General features: G+C 65.7%; 17 protein-coding genes, 1 pseudogene and 1 riboswitch. Of the genes and pseudogenes, 11 read left to right on the top strand and 7 right to left on the bottom strand.

Annotated features, from left to right (window positions below; genetic code table 11):
* Positions 1-24: 24 nt before the first annotated feature.
* The 7 genes and pseudogenes from J7I92_RS03060 to J7I92_RS03085 all read left to right on the top strand — a co-directional run bounded on the left by J7I92_RS03060 (position 25) and on the right by J7I92_RS03085 (position 5,256).
* Complete coding sequence (locus J7I92_RS03060) at positions 25-993, top strand: carbohydrate ABC transporter permease (protein ID WP_214837183.1); 969 nt, start codon at positions 25-27, stop codon at positions 991-993.
* Entirely contained in the window at positions 990-1,907 is a 918-nt protein-coding gene (locus J7I92_RS03065; protein ID WP_214837185.1) for a carbohydrate ABC transporter permease, read from the top strand. Before J7I92_RS03060 ends, J7I92_RS03065 begins: the two co-directional genes overlap by 4 nt.
* Before the next feature lie 39 nt (positions 1,908-1,946).
* Positions 1,947-3,008 (top strand): NAD(P)-dependent alcohol dehydrogenase, encoded by a 1,062-nt coding sequence (locus J7I92_RS03070; RefSeq protein WP_214837187.1) that lies wholly within the window; start codon positions 1,947-1,949, stop codon positions 3,006-3,008.
* A gap of 66 nt (positions 3,009-3,074) precedes the next feature.
* A pseudogene (locus tag J7I92_RS24330) lies at positions 3,075-3,278 on the top strand (carbohydrate kinase); the annotation flags it as partial.
* 28 nt (positions 3,279-3,306) lie between these two features.
* On the top strand, positions 3,307-4,083 hold the full coding sequence (locus J7I92_RS03075; protein WP_311380058.1) for a PfkB family carbohydrate kinase: 777 nt from the start codon (positions 3,307-3,309) through the stop codon (positions 4,081-4,083).
* A gap of 409 nt (positions 4,084-4,492) precedes the next feature.
* Positions 4,493-4,852, top strand: a complete 360-nt coding sequence (locus J7I92_RS03080; RefSeq protein ID WP_214837189.1) for an antibiotic biosynthesis monooxygenase family protein — start codon at positions 4,493-4,495, stop codon at positions 4,850-4,852.
* An 89-nt stretch (positions 4,853-4,941) separates the two neighbouring features.
* Positions 4,942-5,256: a dihydrofolate reductase family protein gene (locus J7I92_RS03085; protein WP_251039400.1), complete on the top strand. Its 315-nt coding sequence runs from the start codon at positions 4,942-4,944 to the stop codon at positions 5,254-5,256.
* A gap of 22 nt (positions 5,257-5,278) precedes the next feature.
* Here J7I92_RS03085 and J7I92_RS23705 read toward each other — a convergent pair whose 3' ends face one another.
* Positions 5,279-5,962, bottom strand: a complete 684-nt coding sequence (locus tag J7I92_RS23705; protein WP_251039401.1) for a hypothetical protein — start codon at positions 5,960-5,962, stop codon at positions 5,279-5,281.
* 142 nt (positions 5,963-6,104) lie between these two features.
* On the opposite strand from J7I92_RS23705, the gene J7I92_RS03095 reads away from it, so the two are divergent.
* On the top strand, positions 6,105-6,281 hold the full coding sequence (locus J7I92_RS03095) for a hypothetical protein (RefSeq protein ID WP_214837197.1): 177 nt from the start codon (positions 6,105-6,107) through the stop codon (positions 6,279-6,281).
* An 8-nt stretch (positions 6,282-6,289) separates the two neighbouring features.
* Here the strand turns inward: J7I92_RS03095 and J7I92_RS03100 are convergent, their stop codons facing one another.
* Complete coding sequence (locus tag J7I92_RS03100) at positions 6,290-6,739, bottom strand: hypothetical protein (RefSeq protein ID WP_214837200.1); 450 nt, start codon at positions 6,737-6,739, stop codon at positions 6,290-6,292.
* A gap of 712 nt (positions 6,740-7,451) precedes the next feature.
* The gene (gene moeB, locus J7I92_RS03105; RefSeq protein WP_214837203.1) at positions 7,452-8,651 is read right to left on the bottom strand and encodes a molybdopterin-synthase adenylyltransferase MoeB; all 1,200 of its coding nucleotides are present in this window, start codon (positions 8,649-8,651) and stop codon (positions 7,452-7,454) included.
* Positions 8,652-8,735: 84 nt separating this feature from the next.
* On the opposite strand from moeB, the gene J7I92_RS03110 reads away from it, so the two are divergent.
* From J7I92_RS03110 to J7I92_RS03120, 3 genes are read left to right on the top strand one after another with little or no spacing between them, the layout of a single operon-like run.
* Positions 8,736-9,404 (top strand): TetR/AcrR family transcriptional regulator, encoded by a 669-nt coding sequence (locus J7I92_RS03110; RefSeq protein WP_214837206.1) that lies wholly within the window; start codon positions 8,736-8,738, stop codon positions 9,402-9,404.
* Between the two features lie 51 nt (positions 9,405-9,455).
* The gene (locus tag J7I92_RS03115) at positions 9,456-9,680 is read left to right on the top strand and encodes a DUF3107 domain-containing protein (RefSeq protein ID WP_214837209.1); all 225 of its coding nucleotides are present in this window, start codon (positions 9,456-9,458) and stop codon (positions 9,678-9,680) included.
* Positions 9,681-9,727: 47 nt separating this feature from the next.
* A complete protein-coding gene (locus J7I92_RS03120; RefSeq protein ID WP_214837212.1) occupies positions 9,728-10,030 on the top strand; it encodes a hypothetical protein in 303 nt (100 codons plus the stop codon).
* Positions 10,031-10,096: 66 nt separating this feature from the next.
* Here J7I92_RS03120 and J7I92_RS03125 read toward each other — a convergent pair whose 3' ends face one another.
* From J7I92_RS03125 to J7I92_RS03140, 4 genes are all read right to left on the bottom strand, one after another.
* Positions 10,097-10,762, bottom strand: coding sequence for a 4a-hydroxytetrahydrobiopterin dehydratase (locus J7I92_RS03125; protein ID WP_214837217.1), 666 nt, complete (start codon positions 10,760-10,762; stop codon positions 10,097-10,099).
* Between the two features lie 91 nt (positions 10,763-10,853).
* Complete coding sequence (locus J7I92_RS03130) at positions 10,854-11,675, bottom strand: thiazole synthase (RefSeq protein WP_285290055.1); 822 nt, start codon at positions 11,673-11,675, stop codon at positions 10,854-10,856.
* 5 nt (positions 11,676-11,680) lie between these two features.
* Positions 11,681-11,917, bottom strand: coding sequence for a sulfur carrier protein ThiS (gene thiS, locus J7I92_RS03135; protein WP_214837220.1), 237 nt, complete (start codon positions 11,915-11,917; stop codon positions 11,681-11,683).
* Positions 11,914-13,281, bottom strand: a complete 1,368-nt coding sequence (locus tag J7I92_RS03140; RefSeq protein WP_214837224.1) for an FAD-dependent oxidoreductase — start codon at positions 13,279-13,281, stop codon at positions 11,914-11,916. The genes thiS and J7I92_RS03140 overlap by 4 nt, the downstream gene beginning before the upstream one ends.
* A riboswitch (TPP riboswitch) is annotated at positions 13,268-13,387 on the bottom strand. It overlaps the preceding gene by 14 nt.

Below are 13,387 nucleotides of genomic sequence, written 5' to 3' on the forward strand. Positions count from 1 at the left end.
GCCACGGAACCGCAGGAGATCATCATGACTACAGCAACAGCGCGCGTCGCCGGCACCGGGCACAGCGCAACCAAACCTTCCAAGAACGCCAGGTCCCGTGAACGCGCCCTGGCCTGGGCACGGCGTGCGCCGCTGCTGCCGGCCCTGATCTTCCTCATCATTGTCACCCAGCTGCCCTTCGTGGTGACCCTGATCATCTCGTTCCTGAACTGGAACAGCCTCCGCCCCGACCAGACCGGCTTCGCCGGCTTCGAGAACTACATCGAAGTCCTCACCAACGCGGACCTGCGCCAGGCGATCTTCACCACCATCATCCTCACCGTCTCCGTGGTCCTGGCCAGCCTGGTCATCGGCCTCGGACTGGCCCTGCTGCTGGACAAGAAGTTCATCGGCCGCGGTCTGGCCCGAACCCTGCTGATCGCCCCATTCCTCGTCGTGCCGGTGGCCGCTGCCCTGATCTGGAAGCATGCCCTGCTCAACCCGACCTACGGGCTGATCAACGGCATCCTGACCTGGATCTGGTGGCTGTTCGGCAGTAACACCCCGCCGCAGCCGGACCTGCTCTCCCAAGCGCCGCTCATGGCCGTCATCGTCTCGCTGGTCTGGCAGTGGACGCCGTTCATGATGCTCATCCTGCTCGCTGGGCTCCAGTCCCGGCCCATGGACACCGTCGAAGCCGCCCAGATGGACGGCGCCACCCCGTGGGCCATCTTCCGGCACCTGACCCTGCCGCACCTGCGCCAGTACCTGGAACTGGGCGGACTGCTCGGCGCGATCTACATCGTGCAGAACTTTGACGCCGTCTTCACCCTCACCTCAGGCGGCCTGGGCACCGCCAACCTGCCCTACGCGATCTACCAGACGTTCTACTTCGCCAACGAATACGGTCTGGCCTCCGCGGCCGGTGTTGTGGTGGTCATCGGCACCCTCATCGTGGCGACCTTCGCCCTCCGCACCGTTTTCTCGCTCTTCAAGAAGGAGGCAGCACGATGAGCACCCTCACCCCTGCCGCACCCCACAGCACACCCCCCGGCCCCACCGCCCTGAACACCGGCACCCGCCGCCGCGGCAAGTCCCGGATGGACCCCACCCGGAATAACACCGCCGCCGGCATCGCCGCCTGGCTGCTGGCCCTGCTCTTCGCAACGCCGGTCCTGTGGATGATCCTGACCTCGTTCCACTCCGAAACGGACGCCGCGACGAACCCGCCATCCGTTGCCGCGAACCTGACCCTGGACGCGTACAAGGAGTTCTTCGGCGCCAGCTCCGGAGTCAGCCCCTGGCCGCCGCTGATCAACTCCGCCACCGCCTCGATCCTCTCCACCGTCCTGGTCCTCGTCCTGGCCATCCCGGCGGCGTACGCGCTGTCCATCCGGCCGGTGAAGAAGTGGACCGACGTCATGTTCTTCTTCCTCTCCACCAAGATGATGCCGGTCGTCGCCGCGATCCTTCCCCTCTACCTGTTCGCCAAGACCACCGGCGCGCTGGACAACATCTGGTTCCTGGTCCTGATGTATACCTCGATGAACCTGCCCATCGCGGTCTGGATGATGCGCTCCTTCCTCGCCGAAGTCCCCGAAGAAATGCTCGAAGCAGCCCAGATCGACGGCGCAGGACTGCTGCTGACCCTCCGGAAAATCGTCGCTCCCGTGGCCATGCCCGGCATCGCCGCCACCGCCCTGATCTGCTTCATCTTCAGCTGGAACGAGCTCCTCCTTGCCCGGGTCCTCACCGGCGTCATGGCTGGAACCGCGCCCGTCTTCCTGACCGGCTTCGTCTCCAGCCAGGGACTGTTCCTGGCCAAAGTCTGCGCCGCCGCCGTGGTGATCTCCCTGCCCGTGCTGTTCGCCGGCTTCGCCGCCCAGGACAAACTCGTCCAGGGCCTCTCCCTCGGCGCCGTCAAGTAGCCGGCCCCTTCCACTTCGATTCTCAGAGGATCTACTTCAATGACAACACCAACCGCCCAGTCTTCGTCGCTTCAACAGCCTGAGCTGCCGGCCACCATGCGCGCCGCCATCCTGAAACGACAGGGCGACATGGTCCTGGAAACACTTTCCGTCCCGCAGCTCGAGCCCGATCAGGTCCTGGTCCAGGTCGCCGCCGTGGGCGTCTGCGGCAGCGACGTCCACTACTACGAACACGGCCGGATCGGCGACTACGTCGTGGACCACCCGCTGATCCTCGGCCACGAACTCTCCGGCCGGATCGCCGCCGTCGGAAGCGCCGTTGACTCCTCCCGCATCGGCAAGCGCGTCGCCGTCGAACCCCAGCGGCCCTGCCGAACCTGCAAGCAATGCAAGGCCGGACGCTACAACCTCTGCCCAGACATCGAGTTCTACGCCACCCCGCCGATCGACGGCGCCTTCGCCGAATACGTAACCATCCAGGCCGACTTCGCCTACGACATCCCCGACAGCGTCAGCGACGAGGCAGCCGCCCTCATCGAACCGCTCTCCGTGGGCCTCTGGGCCTGTGAACGCGCAGAAATCAAGCCCGGCAGCCGCGTCCTGATCGCCGGTGCCGGACCGATCGGCATCATCGCCGCCCAGGCCGCCCGCGCTTACGGCGCCACGGAAATCTACATCACAGACATCGCCGATGACCGGCTCGCCTTCGCCCTGGAACACGGCGCGACCCACGCCCTGAACGCCAGGACCGACACAGTGGAAGGGCTCGACGTCGACGCCTTCATTGACGCTTCCGGCGCCCCGCAGGCCGTCCGGTCCGGCATCAAAGCCGTAGGCCCCGCCGGGAAAGTCATCCTGGTCGGACTCGGAGCCGACGACGTCGAACTCCCCGTCTCGTACATCCAGAACCGGGAGATCTGGCTCTCCGGCGTCTTCCGCTACACCAACACCTGGCCCCTGGCGATCCAGCTCATCGCCGACGGCAAGGTAGACCTGGACATCCTCGTAACCGGCAAATTCACCCTCGCCGAATCCGAGGACGCGCTTAAAGCGGGCAAACAGCCCGGCCAGCTCAAGGCGGTCGTCTACCCCGGCCGCTGAGCCGCGCGGCCCAGGGACTTCAGCACTCAGCACCCACGTTCAGCCCCGACCTGCAAGGAAGCAGCCATGCCATCACACGAGACCGGTCCCCAAGCAGAGCTCGCCGACGACGCACCCCTGGTCACCGTCATCGGCGAGTCACTCGTTGACATCATCGATGACCCCCGCCAGGGAAACACCGCGCCGGAGACGCATGCGGGCGGCAGCCCACTGAACGTGGCCGTCGGCTGCGCCCGCCTGGAGCTGCGGACCAAACTCGTCACGCATTTTGCCGAGGACCCGCAGGGGCAGATGATCATTGACCATCTGCAGAGTAACGGCGTCGATACGATCGTCGGCGGCTCCCCTGCCAACCTCAACCGCACTGGCATCACTGGACGCCACCGGAGCCGCGCAATACACCTTCTCCATCAGCTGGGACATCAACGGAGCTTCCATCCCGGCTCTGGCAGCGGCGGAGAGCTCCCGCCATGTCCACACCGGATCCATAGCGACGGTGCTGCCCCCGGGCAACAAGTCCGTCCGCGGCCTGCTCGAGGCGGCCCGGCCCCATGCCACCATCAGCTTTGACCCCAACTGCCGGACCGCGATCAGCCCGGATACGGCGGCCGCTGCCCGGGAACAGGCCGAAGACTTTGTTGCCGCCAGCGACATCGTCAAAGCCAGCGACGAGGACCTCCGCTGGCTCTACCCCGACAGGACCCTGGAGGAATCGATAGAGGCCTGGCTGGCCCTAGGGCCGGCCATGGTTGCACTGACCCGCGGCGCCCAGGGGCCAGTCCTCCTCAGCAGGTCTGGCCGGGTCGAAATGATCGGTGAAACGGTCACGGTAGCAGACACTGTCGGGGCAGGAGACTCCTTCATGGCCGCGCTGATTTCCGGCCTCGCACAACTGAATGCGCTCGGCGCCCCCGCCCGGGAGCGCCTCCACGGGATCACACAGGACCAGCTTCATGCTTTGGCCCGCTACGCGAACAAAGCAGCCGGCATCACGTGCTCCCGGCCGGGCGCGAACCCGCCAGTGCTGGCCGATCTCGGCCCGCTGACGATCCCGTCCTCGGTCCTCGAAAGTTAGCCAGTCCATGCCAATCCGACGTGTGACCGCAACGATTGCCACTGCTCGGACACGTCTAATACTTTAAGTATGCCCGCGACAACTGCTCCTAGAAGGAAGAACCAGAGTAAGCCCCAAACCAGGAGCCTCCGACGCTTTGGCCGCATTCCATCAAGCGATTCCGGCGGCCAGGACTGCCACGCGTATTTCTTGCTGCCCTCGCCAGCGTCACCCGTCATACCCAAACCCCACTTGTATGAATCTTGGACAGCCCTACAGGCGGCGAAACGGAGAAACTCGGACCAAGTGACTCCGACACTGCAGCAACATATCCTGATTTCGCCAATTCCGACATCCCTGTGACGAGTACAAGGAGCAGCTGATGACTGTGCCACCACCGCCGAGCGATGACCCGCCCGTAGGTTCTGATGTGCCCACCCTCGGCGGCCGGCCTGCCGCCGGAATCTTTTATACCTCCGGCCGCTGGTCAGTGAAGCCGGGCCATGAGGAGGCATTCGCGCGGGCGTTTGCGGAGTCGGGCGTAAAGGATGTGGACCCTCCAATTCGGGGGCTTCTTCAGCGTCCACGGCTACTTCGCGATCTCAGTCAGTCCCGGAGTTATCTCAGCTACGCCGTGTGGGAGAGCCGGGAAGCGATCGATGAGTTCAGATCACGGCCGGATTTCCCGGCAATGATCGCGCGAATGAAAGAACATCTGGAGGACATGCAAATCTCCACTCTGGAACTGGTCCTGGGCAAGGGGCTGACGGACACGGAGCTGGATTCCTAAGTCGTGTTGGGCCGTTGATGCCCGGTCGGCTGGCAGGCGCTTCTCATAGACGAGGTCATCGGCGAGCAGGTCGCTCAGGGATGGCGGGGATGGACGCGCTACTGCTTGGGCGCCGAATCTGCGACACTCTGCACGAACTGCGCAACCGGCACGCGAACATCCACGTCATCGCCAGTCTCAACTTCGTGCAGACCCTGTCCGCCGAGCGGCTCTTCGATCGGCTCACGCTCTGGGTGTATCCGATCCTGCTCGGCGGTGGAAAGAAGGTCTTCGCCGACGGCCTGGTTCCGACGAATCTCAGACTCATCGAGCCGGTGGTCGCCTCACCGAAGGGTGCAGTACTGCAGCGCTACGCCCTCGCCGCTGGCACGCCTGGCGTCGGCGAACTGTCGGCCGGCGACTAGGAACGCTAGGGCGCACTGGCCGCTAACGGATGATGCTAAGAATCTCTATTCGTGCAGCACATGACGCCCGTTCCAGAGCTACCACTGCCCCTCGGACACGGTTGTTCCTGCCAGTGTCATCACACCAATCGACGCCGTACGGCGTTGCTTCCACTGCCGCCTTGCCGACAGCCGTTTGCGACGGGACGTCAAAGGTGTAGATGAAGCCGCCGGCATCATTCATCGGCGCAGTTGTGTCGATGACCTTCGTGCCAGTTCCGTCCGTAACCGTCACATGGATACGGGCGTTCTCGCCGTAGCGGGGATTACAGTTCGCGTTTTGTGCCTGGACTGTCACGGTCTGCCCGGCTTTTGCACTCTTCGGGCTCACTGAAAAGGCGGGCGGTAAGCAGGGCGGTTCTCCGTCGCCGGAGGAAACAACACAGCCAGGCGAAAACGCAACTGCCAGGATCACAATGATCGGAGCGCACAACGAGAACAGCCTGCTGCGATTTCGAGCAACATCTCTAGAGGGGAGTGCCACTTTCTCAGTATCGTGGCCCCGGACACGTATGGCTCCGGAGGCGAGAAAGTTGTCCCCAGATCGTTGCCCGAGCGACTGCGGAACCGGCCCTGCGAGCATCTGCCCGAGCTGGGCGGTCATGCCGGGGTCGCGGTGGTCGAAGAACAGGGACGCGCCGGTGTCCAGGCCTGCGACGTGGTCCATCTCGTCCTCGGTTTAGGGAGAAGCCGAACACGTCGATGTTCTGCGCGATCCGTTCGGGGTTGACGGGCCCATTCCTCCTGCGCCCGGAGGCGGGGTCGGTAACGTCCCGGGCGTCCCGGCTGGTGGGGCGGGACAGCAACCAGTGCCACAGGGGAACGAGGCTCTCAGGGGTGCCGGCGAGTGCGGCCGTGTCCTGGCCGTCGGCCACCAGGCGCTCCCGGAGCCGCGTCAGCGCCGGGCCGCGTTCGTCGAGAAACTCTACGAGGGCGGCGCCGGCCTCGGCTTTGGTCAGGTGGAGATAGTCAGTCATGGCAGATGAAGCAGTTCTCAGTCCTCTACGACGGACATCGGCAATCCGCCGCCGTGCACGGAAGGGACGATGCTGTCCAACTGCCAGCCCTCCGCGCATGCCAGGAACGTCGCCGTCTGCGGCAACGAGTAGCCCGTCGGGACACTGCTCACCCCATTCGCTGTCGAGCTGAGGTATTCCTCAGTCGCTTCCTCGAAGTCCACGCTGGCCTTCACACCGGTCACGTCGACCGACACCACAGTCACCGTCGTCGAAAAGGACACGTACCAGAAGCCTGCTGACTTGAATCCGGCCTTCGCCCGGGCCACCCCGGAGAGGTCCCGTTCGCGCTTGGCCCGGTACGCCGCCGTCGTCTGCGCTTCGGCCAGGTGAGGGGCGCGGGGAGCGTCGAGGACTGTGCCATTGCGATCCTCGACGGCAGCCAGGACGATGGCCGCGAGCTCGGACTGCGATGGCCCCCTTGCCACGGATTTACCCACAGCCTGCCTTGCCGGCCCACACCTGGTCAACGGGTGGTGGCTCAGACCGTGCAGGCGACGTCGACAATGACAACCGATAGGACGGCCAAAGGCCCGCTCTCCCCGCGCACCTAACAGCGTCGGTCAGCGCCCTGCGTTTTCCTTCTGAGGGTCACATCGCCCAACCGGGAGCGGCCCTTCTGTGACTCGGGCCAAAACAGGCGATGGATTTGTTGACAGAGCGGCAAAACAGAGCACAGGTGCCGAACTGCACGGTGGTCCAGGTGCAGCGAGTTCATGGCCTGTCCACTGGTGAGCTTGCGTCGCTGCGTTCCACAGCGCCGCCCTGGCCTTCTTTGGGCCGCTGCTCCGCAGGATGAACGACGGCCAGCCGCGGGCGGCCCTCAGCGACTTCGACGTGCCACACCGCCAACATCGCGGGCCAGCCGGAGTCGCCGACGACGTTGAGAAATCGTTTGGCGGAAAGCAGGCGTCCCGCCAAAGGTTCCTCATCTAGGAAGTGCACCCCTTTAGTCGTATCGTGGCCACATGTCGTTCCTTTTGGAGGCGATCGGAGCTGTAATCCAGGCCGCCATAGAGATCGTGGTTGAGGTGCTCTTCAAGAGCGCGGAAGACAAACAGCAGGACGACGTCTCTGACGAATAGGCGCCAACGACACAGGTCTGGGATCTACGACGCCCCGTCAGCATCCACCCGGGCCTCAGTACACCGGCTTTCCCGGCTCCACTTCCCGCACCCAGGCGAGGATGCCGCCGTCAAGATGGCTGACCCGCTGGTAGCCTGCCTTGCGCGCCGCGGCCAGGACCGCCGCCGAGCGGGTGCCGGCCTTGCAGTGAAAGACGATGTCCTTGTCCTGGGGCAGCTCGGCCCAGGCCTCCCCCGCCAGGATCCGGCCCTGCGGGATAAGGACCGACCCGTCAATGCTGACGATCTCGTGCTCCCCCGGCTCCCGGACGTCCACAAGGTCGAAGTCCTTCAGGCCGGCTTTCCGCGAAGCCAGCATGGTGGCCAGCTCCGTGGCCGTGATGGTGTTCTCCTTGGCGGCGGCGGCCTCGGGAACTATGCCGCAGAACGCCTCATAGTCGGTGAGCTCTGTGATCCGCTCAGCGTCCGGATCCCGCGCCACCTTGATCTCGCGCCAGCTGCCGCCGAGGGCATCGAACAACGCCACGCGCCCCAGCATTGAACGCCCGACGCCGGTAATGAGCTTAACTGCTTCGGTCACCATCAGCGAACCCACTGCAGCGCACAGCATGCCGAACACTCCGCCTTCACCGCAGGACGGCACGGAGCCTGCCGGCGGCGCCTCCGGGTAAAGGTCGCGGTACGTGGGGCCGTGCTTCTCCCAGAACACGCTGACCTGGCCGTCGAACCGGAAGATGGAGCCCCATACGTAGGGCTTGCCGAGGATGGCGGCGGCATCGTTGACCAGGTAGCGCGTGGCGAAGTTGTCGGCACCGTCGAGAATCAGGTCGTAGTCCGCGAACAGCTCCAGCGCGTTCGAAGCGTCCAGCCTGACGTTGTGGAGCCGGACATCCACCAAAGGGTTCAGGGCCGCAATGGAGTCGCGGGCCGATTCGATCTTGGACCGGCCCACGTCCGCCACTCCGTGGATGACCTGGCGCTGCAGGTTGCTGAGGTCAACGGCGTCGTCGTCGATGATTCCCAACGTCCCCACGCCCGCGGCGGCGAGGTACAGGAGGGCAGGCGAGCCGAGTCCTCCGGCCCCGATCACCAGGACTTTGGCGTTCTTCAGCCGGCGTTGGCCCAGCGTCCCGATTTCGGGAATGATGAGGTGGCGGGAGTAGCGCTCCACCTCCTCGGAGGTCAGCGCGTCCGCCGGCTCCACAAGCGGATCCAGGGTTGCGGGGACAGCAGTTGCGGTGAACGTGGAAGCCATACCTCAATGTATGCCCGAAGATGCCGCCAGGTCATATTACCCGCGCGTAAAGTGTAGGTAACTGCAATTGAAAGTAGGCCAACAGTGGCTCATCAAGCACCCGTTGATCGGACACAGGCCGGGAAGGCAACTGCGGGACAAACGCGTTCCGGCGGTGCGCGTTCGGCGCGGCTTCCCCGTGATGAACGCCGTGCCCAGCTTCTGGCGGCTGCCCAGGAAGTCTTCGTCGCCAACGGATACCACGGCGCCGCCATGGACGAGATCGCGGAAACCGCCCACGTCAGCAAACCGGTGCTCTACCAGCACTTCCCGTCCAAACGCGAGCTCTACCTGGCCCTCCTGGACAGCCATCTGACCGCACTGACCGACCTGATGCTCGGTGCCTTGAACTCCACCACGGACAACAAAGAGCGCGTCCAGGCCGTTATGCGCGCCTATTACCGCTTCATTGCAAGCGACGACCAGGCCCACCGGCTGGTGTTCGAATCGGACCTTATCAACGATCCCGACGTCAGCTCGCGCCTGGAAACGTTCAACAAAACCTTCGCCAACGCGGTGGCCCGCGTCATCGCCGAGGACACCAAACTTCCCCCTCTGGAGGCCCAGCTGCTGGGCCGCGGACTCGCCGGGATGGCGCAGGTCAGCGCCCGCTACTGGCTCGAAACCCACGGGAACCTGGACCTCGATGTGGCCAGCGACCTGATCTATCGTTTAGCTTGGCGCGGAATCTCCCGCTTTCCGAAGGAAACCTAGACTACAAATAGAGAACACCTTTTTAACTTTGATTGGCTGGGAGGCCTCGCTGTGGAAGTAAAGATCGGCATTCAGAACATAGGCCGCGAAATTGTGCTGGAATCGGCTCAGGATGCTGACGCTATCGCCAAGGTGGTGGCGGACGCCATCGCCAAGGGCACCGAACTGCGTCTCTCCGACGACAAGGGCCGCCAGGTCATCGTTCCGGGCAACGTCCTGGGCTACGTGGAGATCGGCGCCGAGGAAGCCCGCCGGGTCGGTTTCGGCCAGCTCTAGGCAACAGCTCACCCCGTCCCTACCGCTCTGCGCAAGGAGTTCACCGAATGCTTTCCCTGGTAATCGTGGCCCTGGTCACCGTGGCTGCGGGTCTTATTGTCTGGGCCAACGACAAGCGGCACGCAAAGTACGGCATCGCCGTGCCGGCGGGCGTGGCCACGGCCGTGGGAATGCTGAGCTGGATCATCTTCATCGCGGCCGGGCTGGGATACCAGCCCGGCCTGACATGGATTCCCTGGGTGCTGCCCATGGTCCTGGGCACCGGGGCGGCCTTGGCCGCCGCCGTCTACCTGGGCCGCAAGCGGGCGTTGCACGACACGAAACGGCTGACGGCCGCGCTGAGGCTCTAACCCGCACCGCGTTGAGGCTCTACCCGCGCCGCCCCTGGCAGGAGGCGTGCCACGGCAACGGACAGGCTACAGCCCCGGTTGGTTGCCCTCTTCGGTGCAGAGGCACAGCCTGTTCCCCTGCGCATCCGTGACCACCACCCAGTCGGGTGCGTGGTCATGGTTCATTACCGCCCCGGTCGCAGCGGTTTTCTCGAGCACCGGGCCGGATTCCGCCTTGCTCCGGTGGATGTCGAGGTGGAAGCGGTTCTGGTTCGGCGTGGCTGTTTCCTGGAACCACAGGTTGGGCCCCCGGCCATAGGGGTCGATCAGGTCGCCGTTCTTGTTCTTCCGGTAGCCCAGGGCGGTCCGCCACACCTCGGAAATCTCGTCCGGGCTGGCAGTGTCCAGCGCAAGCTCCACTGTCCGGTACAGGCCCGGTTCCGCGGTCGCAGCAGCCGCGGCAGCTGCCTGGCTGACGGCAGCCGCGGCGGCGACGTCGCGTTCCGTAACCTCAGTGCCCGCGTCGTGCGACGTGTAGCGGATGAACACCCTGTTGTAGCGCCAGTCCAGGTCCGGGTGGTGGTTTTGTTCCTCGGCCTGACGCCCGACGGCGGCAATCAGCTCAAGTGCTGCGGCCGCCGTCGGCGTCTTATACGCAGTGACCAGGCCGCCCAGCCGGTACCTCCAGTCCGGCAGGTCCGCCAGGGCGGCATCGATCTGGGGTCGGGTAAGAATGTCTTCCTTGCCGGTCACCGGTGGCTCCTTGGATGGTACGGACAGGATGCTTCGGACAGAGCCTGCCCTCACCTGCCGTGCGACGGGAACCTGGAGCTCCGGGAACTCCCTACAGGAACTCCGCCCGGCCCTCCATGGCCGAGGATGCAAGGGCGTGCTCGCGGCGCGGAATCCGGCCGGCCGCTTTCGCCAGCCTACCGGCGATGACCGCGTGTTTGAAGGCCTCACCCATGAGGGCCGGATTCTGCGCCCTGGTGACCGCGGTGGCCAGCAGGACGGCGTCGCAGCCCAGCTCCATGGCGAGCGCCGCGTCCGACGCCGTGCCGATGCCGGCGTCGAGCACCACCGGAACGGACGCCCGCGAAACAATGAGTTCGATGTTGTGCGGGTTCAGGATCCCCAGCCCGGTGCCGATGGGTGAGCCGAGCGGCATCACGGCCGTCGCTCCGAGGTTTTCCAGCCGCAGCGCCAGCACGGGGTCGTCGTTGGTGTAGGCAAACACCTTGAACCCGCGGGTCACCAGCTGCTCGGTGGCGTCCACCAGTTCGACTGCGTCCGGCAGGAGGGTGTGTTCGTCGGCAATGACTTCGAGCTTCACCCAGTCCGTTTCCAGCGCTTCCCGGGCCAGTTCCGCCGTCATTACGGCGTCCTTGGCGGTGAAGCAGCCGGCGGTGTTGGGCAGGACCCGGATGTTGCGGTCCACCAGGAGCTGGAACAGCGAACCCGTTTCGGCCGGCGAGTAGCGGCGCATGGCCACGGTGGTCAGCTCCGTGCCGGAAGCGATCAGCGCCGCCCCCAGGCCGTCCAGGCTGGGCGCACCGCCGGTGCCCATGATCAGCCGCGAACCCAGCTCCACGCCGTCAACGACGAAGGGGTCCGCTGCCGCCTGCTGTGCTGTTCCGGCCACGCCGGCAACCGTTGTTCCTGCCATGATGCTCAACCTCCCTGTACCGCTGTAACGAGTTCGACGTCGTCGCCCTCGGCGAGTGCCGTGACATACCACTGGCTGCGCGGCACCACCTCGGAGTTCCGTGCCACTGCCACGCCCAGTTTTTGGCCGTCCGCCGTCTGCCCGTTGGGGGCAAGGTTCCGGCCCGTGACCTGGCTGACGAGGGTGGTGACGGACGCGCCGTCGCTGACCGCGTGGACCGCGCCGTTCAGTTTGATGTTCATGCTGTTTCCTTGTTCGGGTCAATTGTGACGGTGCCCACCGGCGTTGCCGGTGTTGCTGTTGCTGCAGAAAGGTTGGAGAACCGGTCGGGCCGGAACGCGGCCCAGCGCGGGTCGGCGTCGCCGTCCATGAGTTGCCGGCAGATGGACGCTGCCGCAGGAGTCAGCAGGACGCCGTGCCGGAAGAAGCCGGTGGCAATGATCAGTCCTTCTATGTCCCGGCCGATGTGCCGGCCGGTTCCGGCATCCGAAACGCGCCCCAGCAGCGGTGCGTTGTCCGGCGTCCCCGGACGGGCCCTCGCCGTGGCCTCCAGGAGTTCCAGCTCGGCAACGGCAGGCACCAGGACCTGCGCATCGCGCAGCAGCTGGTAGACGCCGCCGGCAGAGATGGCCGCATGGGCCGGAGTTCCGTGTTCCAACCCGGCAGTCTCCGGGCCCGCACCGGCCGTGCCCGCGCCGGCTGTGCCCTCATCGGACAGGGCGTCCTCGCGCTGGGTGGCTCCGATCACCACCGTCCCGTCCTGCCGGGGAACTATATAGACGGGAACGCCGTGGACCAGGCCCCGGACAGTGGATGTGACCAGCGGCTGCAGGTAGGCGGGGACCCGGAGACGCAGGATGTCGCCGTACACCGGGCGGAGCGGCAGCTTCAGCCCGGCGGGCAGCCCGCCCAGGGCTCCGGCTCCGAGCCCGTTGGCAACGATGGTCTCCCCCGCGTTGATAGTGCCGCCCCCGGCCAGGCTGACGCCGGTGACCCTGCCGTCCTCCCAGAGCAGGCCGGCGGCCCGCTCACGGACCGCGGAACCTGCCAGGGCTTCCGCAATCCGGGCCAGGAGCCTGCGGGGATCCACCTGGTGGTCCGCGGGGATGTCGAAGGCGCAGGAGATTCCCGGGCTTAGCAGCGGTTCCCTGCCCCGAGCCTCGCGGACGGTCAGTGCCTCGACGGTCAGCCCGCTGGCCTGCTGGACGCTCCGCAGGTCGGCGAGCGCGCGGCGGTCGGCGGCGTCGGCACCCACGGCGAGGGTCGACGCCGTGAGGTAGCCGGAGTCGGAACGGGAGCTATCCGCTTCCTGTCCCTCGAGTCCGGCCGCGAACGCGGGCCACAGCCCTGATGAGTGGAGCATGAGCTCCAGGAGCTCTTCCTCCTGATAGTGGAGTTCGCTGACGGGAGCCAGCATGCCGGCGGCGGCCCAGCTCGCGCCCGTTCCCGGGGCGTCGTCGATGATCACTACTGACCTGCCGGACTGCCGGGCTTCCCAGGCGATGCCGTGGCCGATGATTCCGCCGCCGATGACGGCGACGTCCGTGCTGATGTCCCGGCCGGGCGCAGAGGCACCGCCGGCTGGAGATTGCGGATTCATTGTCATCCTTCCCTACGCCGGTACTAACCGGATCAGGTCAAGCGGTCGGCTCTGACGCCCTCTCAGCCCTGCAGCTTTATGACAGCTGCAGCAGGCTCCCGCGGTACCACCC

Origin of the sequence: Arthrobacter sp. ISL-72, from assembly GCF_018613755.1 — a bacterium.
In the GTDB taxonomy this organism is placed as follows: Bacteria; Actinomycetota; Actinomycetes; order Actinomycetales; family Micrococcaceae; genus Arthrobacter.

What these genes read in the sequence shown, in the direction of transcription:
- J7I92_RS03065 (WP_214837185.1), top strand. Translation starts at nt 990, where the DNA reads ATGAGCACCCTCACCCCTGCCGCACCCCACAGCACACCCCCCGGCCCC.
- J7I92_RS03140 (WP_214837224.1), bottom strand. Translation starts at nt 13,281, where the DNA reads ATGACAATGAATCCGCAATCTCCAGCCGGCGGTGCCTCTGCGCCCGGC.
- J7I92_RS03070 (WP_214837187.1), top strand. Translation starts at nt 1,947, where the DNA reads ATGACAACACCAACCGCCCAGTCTTCGTCGCTTCAACAGCCTGAGCTG.
- thiS (WP_214837220.1), bottom strand. Translation starts at nt 11,917, where the DNA reads ATGAACATCAAACTGAACGGCGCGGTCCACGCGGTCAGCGACGGCGCG.
- J7I92_RS23705 (WP_251039401.1), bottom strand. Translation starts at nt 5,962, where the DNA reads ATGGACCACGTCGCAGGCCTGGACACCGGCGCGTCCCTGTTCTTCGAC.
- J7I92_RS03130 (WP_285290055.1), bottom strand. Translation starts at nt 11,675, where the DNA reads ATGGCAGGAACAACGGTTGCCGGCGTGGCCGGAACAGCACAGCAGGCG.
- J7I92_RS03120 (WP_214837212.1), top strand. Translation starts at nt 9,728, where the DNA reads ATGCTTTCCCTGGTAATCGTGGCCCTGGTCACCGTGGCTGCGGGTCTT.
- J7I92_RS03060 (WP_214837183.1), top strand. Translation starts at nt 25, where the DNA reads ATGACTACAGCAACAGCGCGCGTCGCCGGCACCGGGCACAGCGCAACC.
- J7I92_RS03085 (WP_251039400.1), top strand. Translation starts at nt 4,942, where the DNA reads ATGGACGCGCTACTGCTTGGGCGCCGAATCTGCGACACTCTGCACGAA.
- moeB (WP_214837203.1), bottom strand. Translation starts at nt 8,651, where the DNA reads ATGGCTTCCACGTTCACCGCAACTGCTGTCCCCGCAACCCTGGATCCG.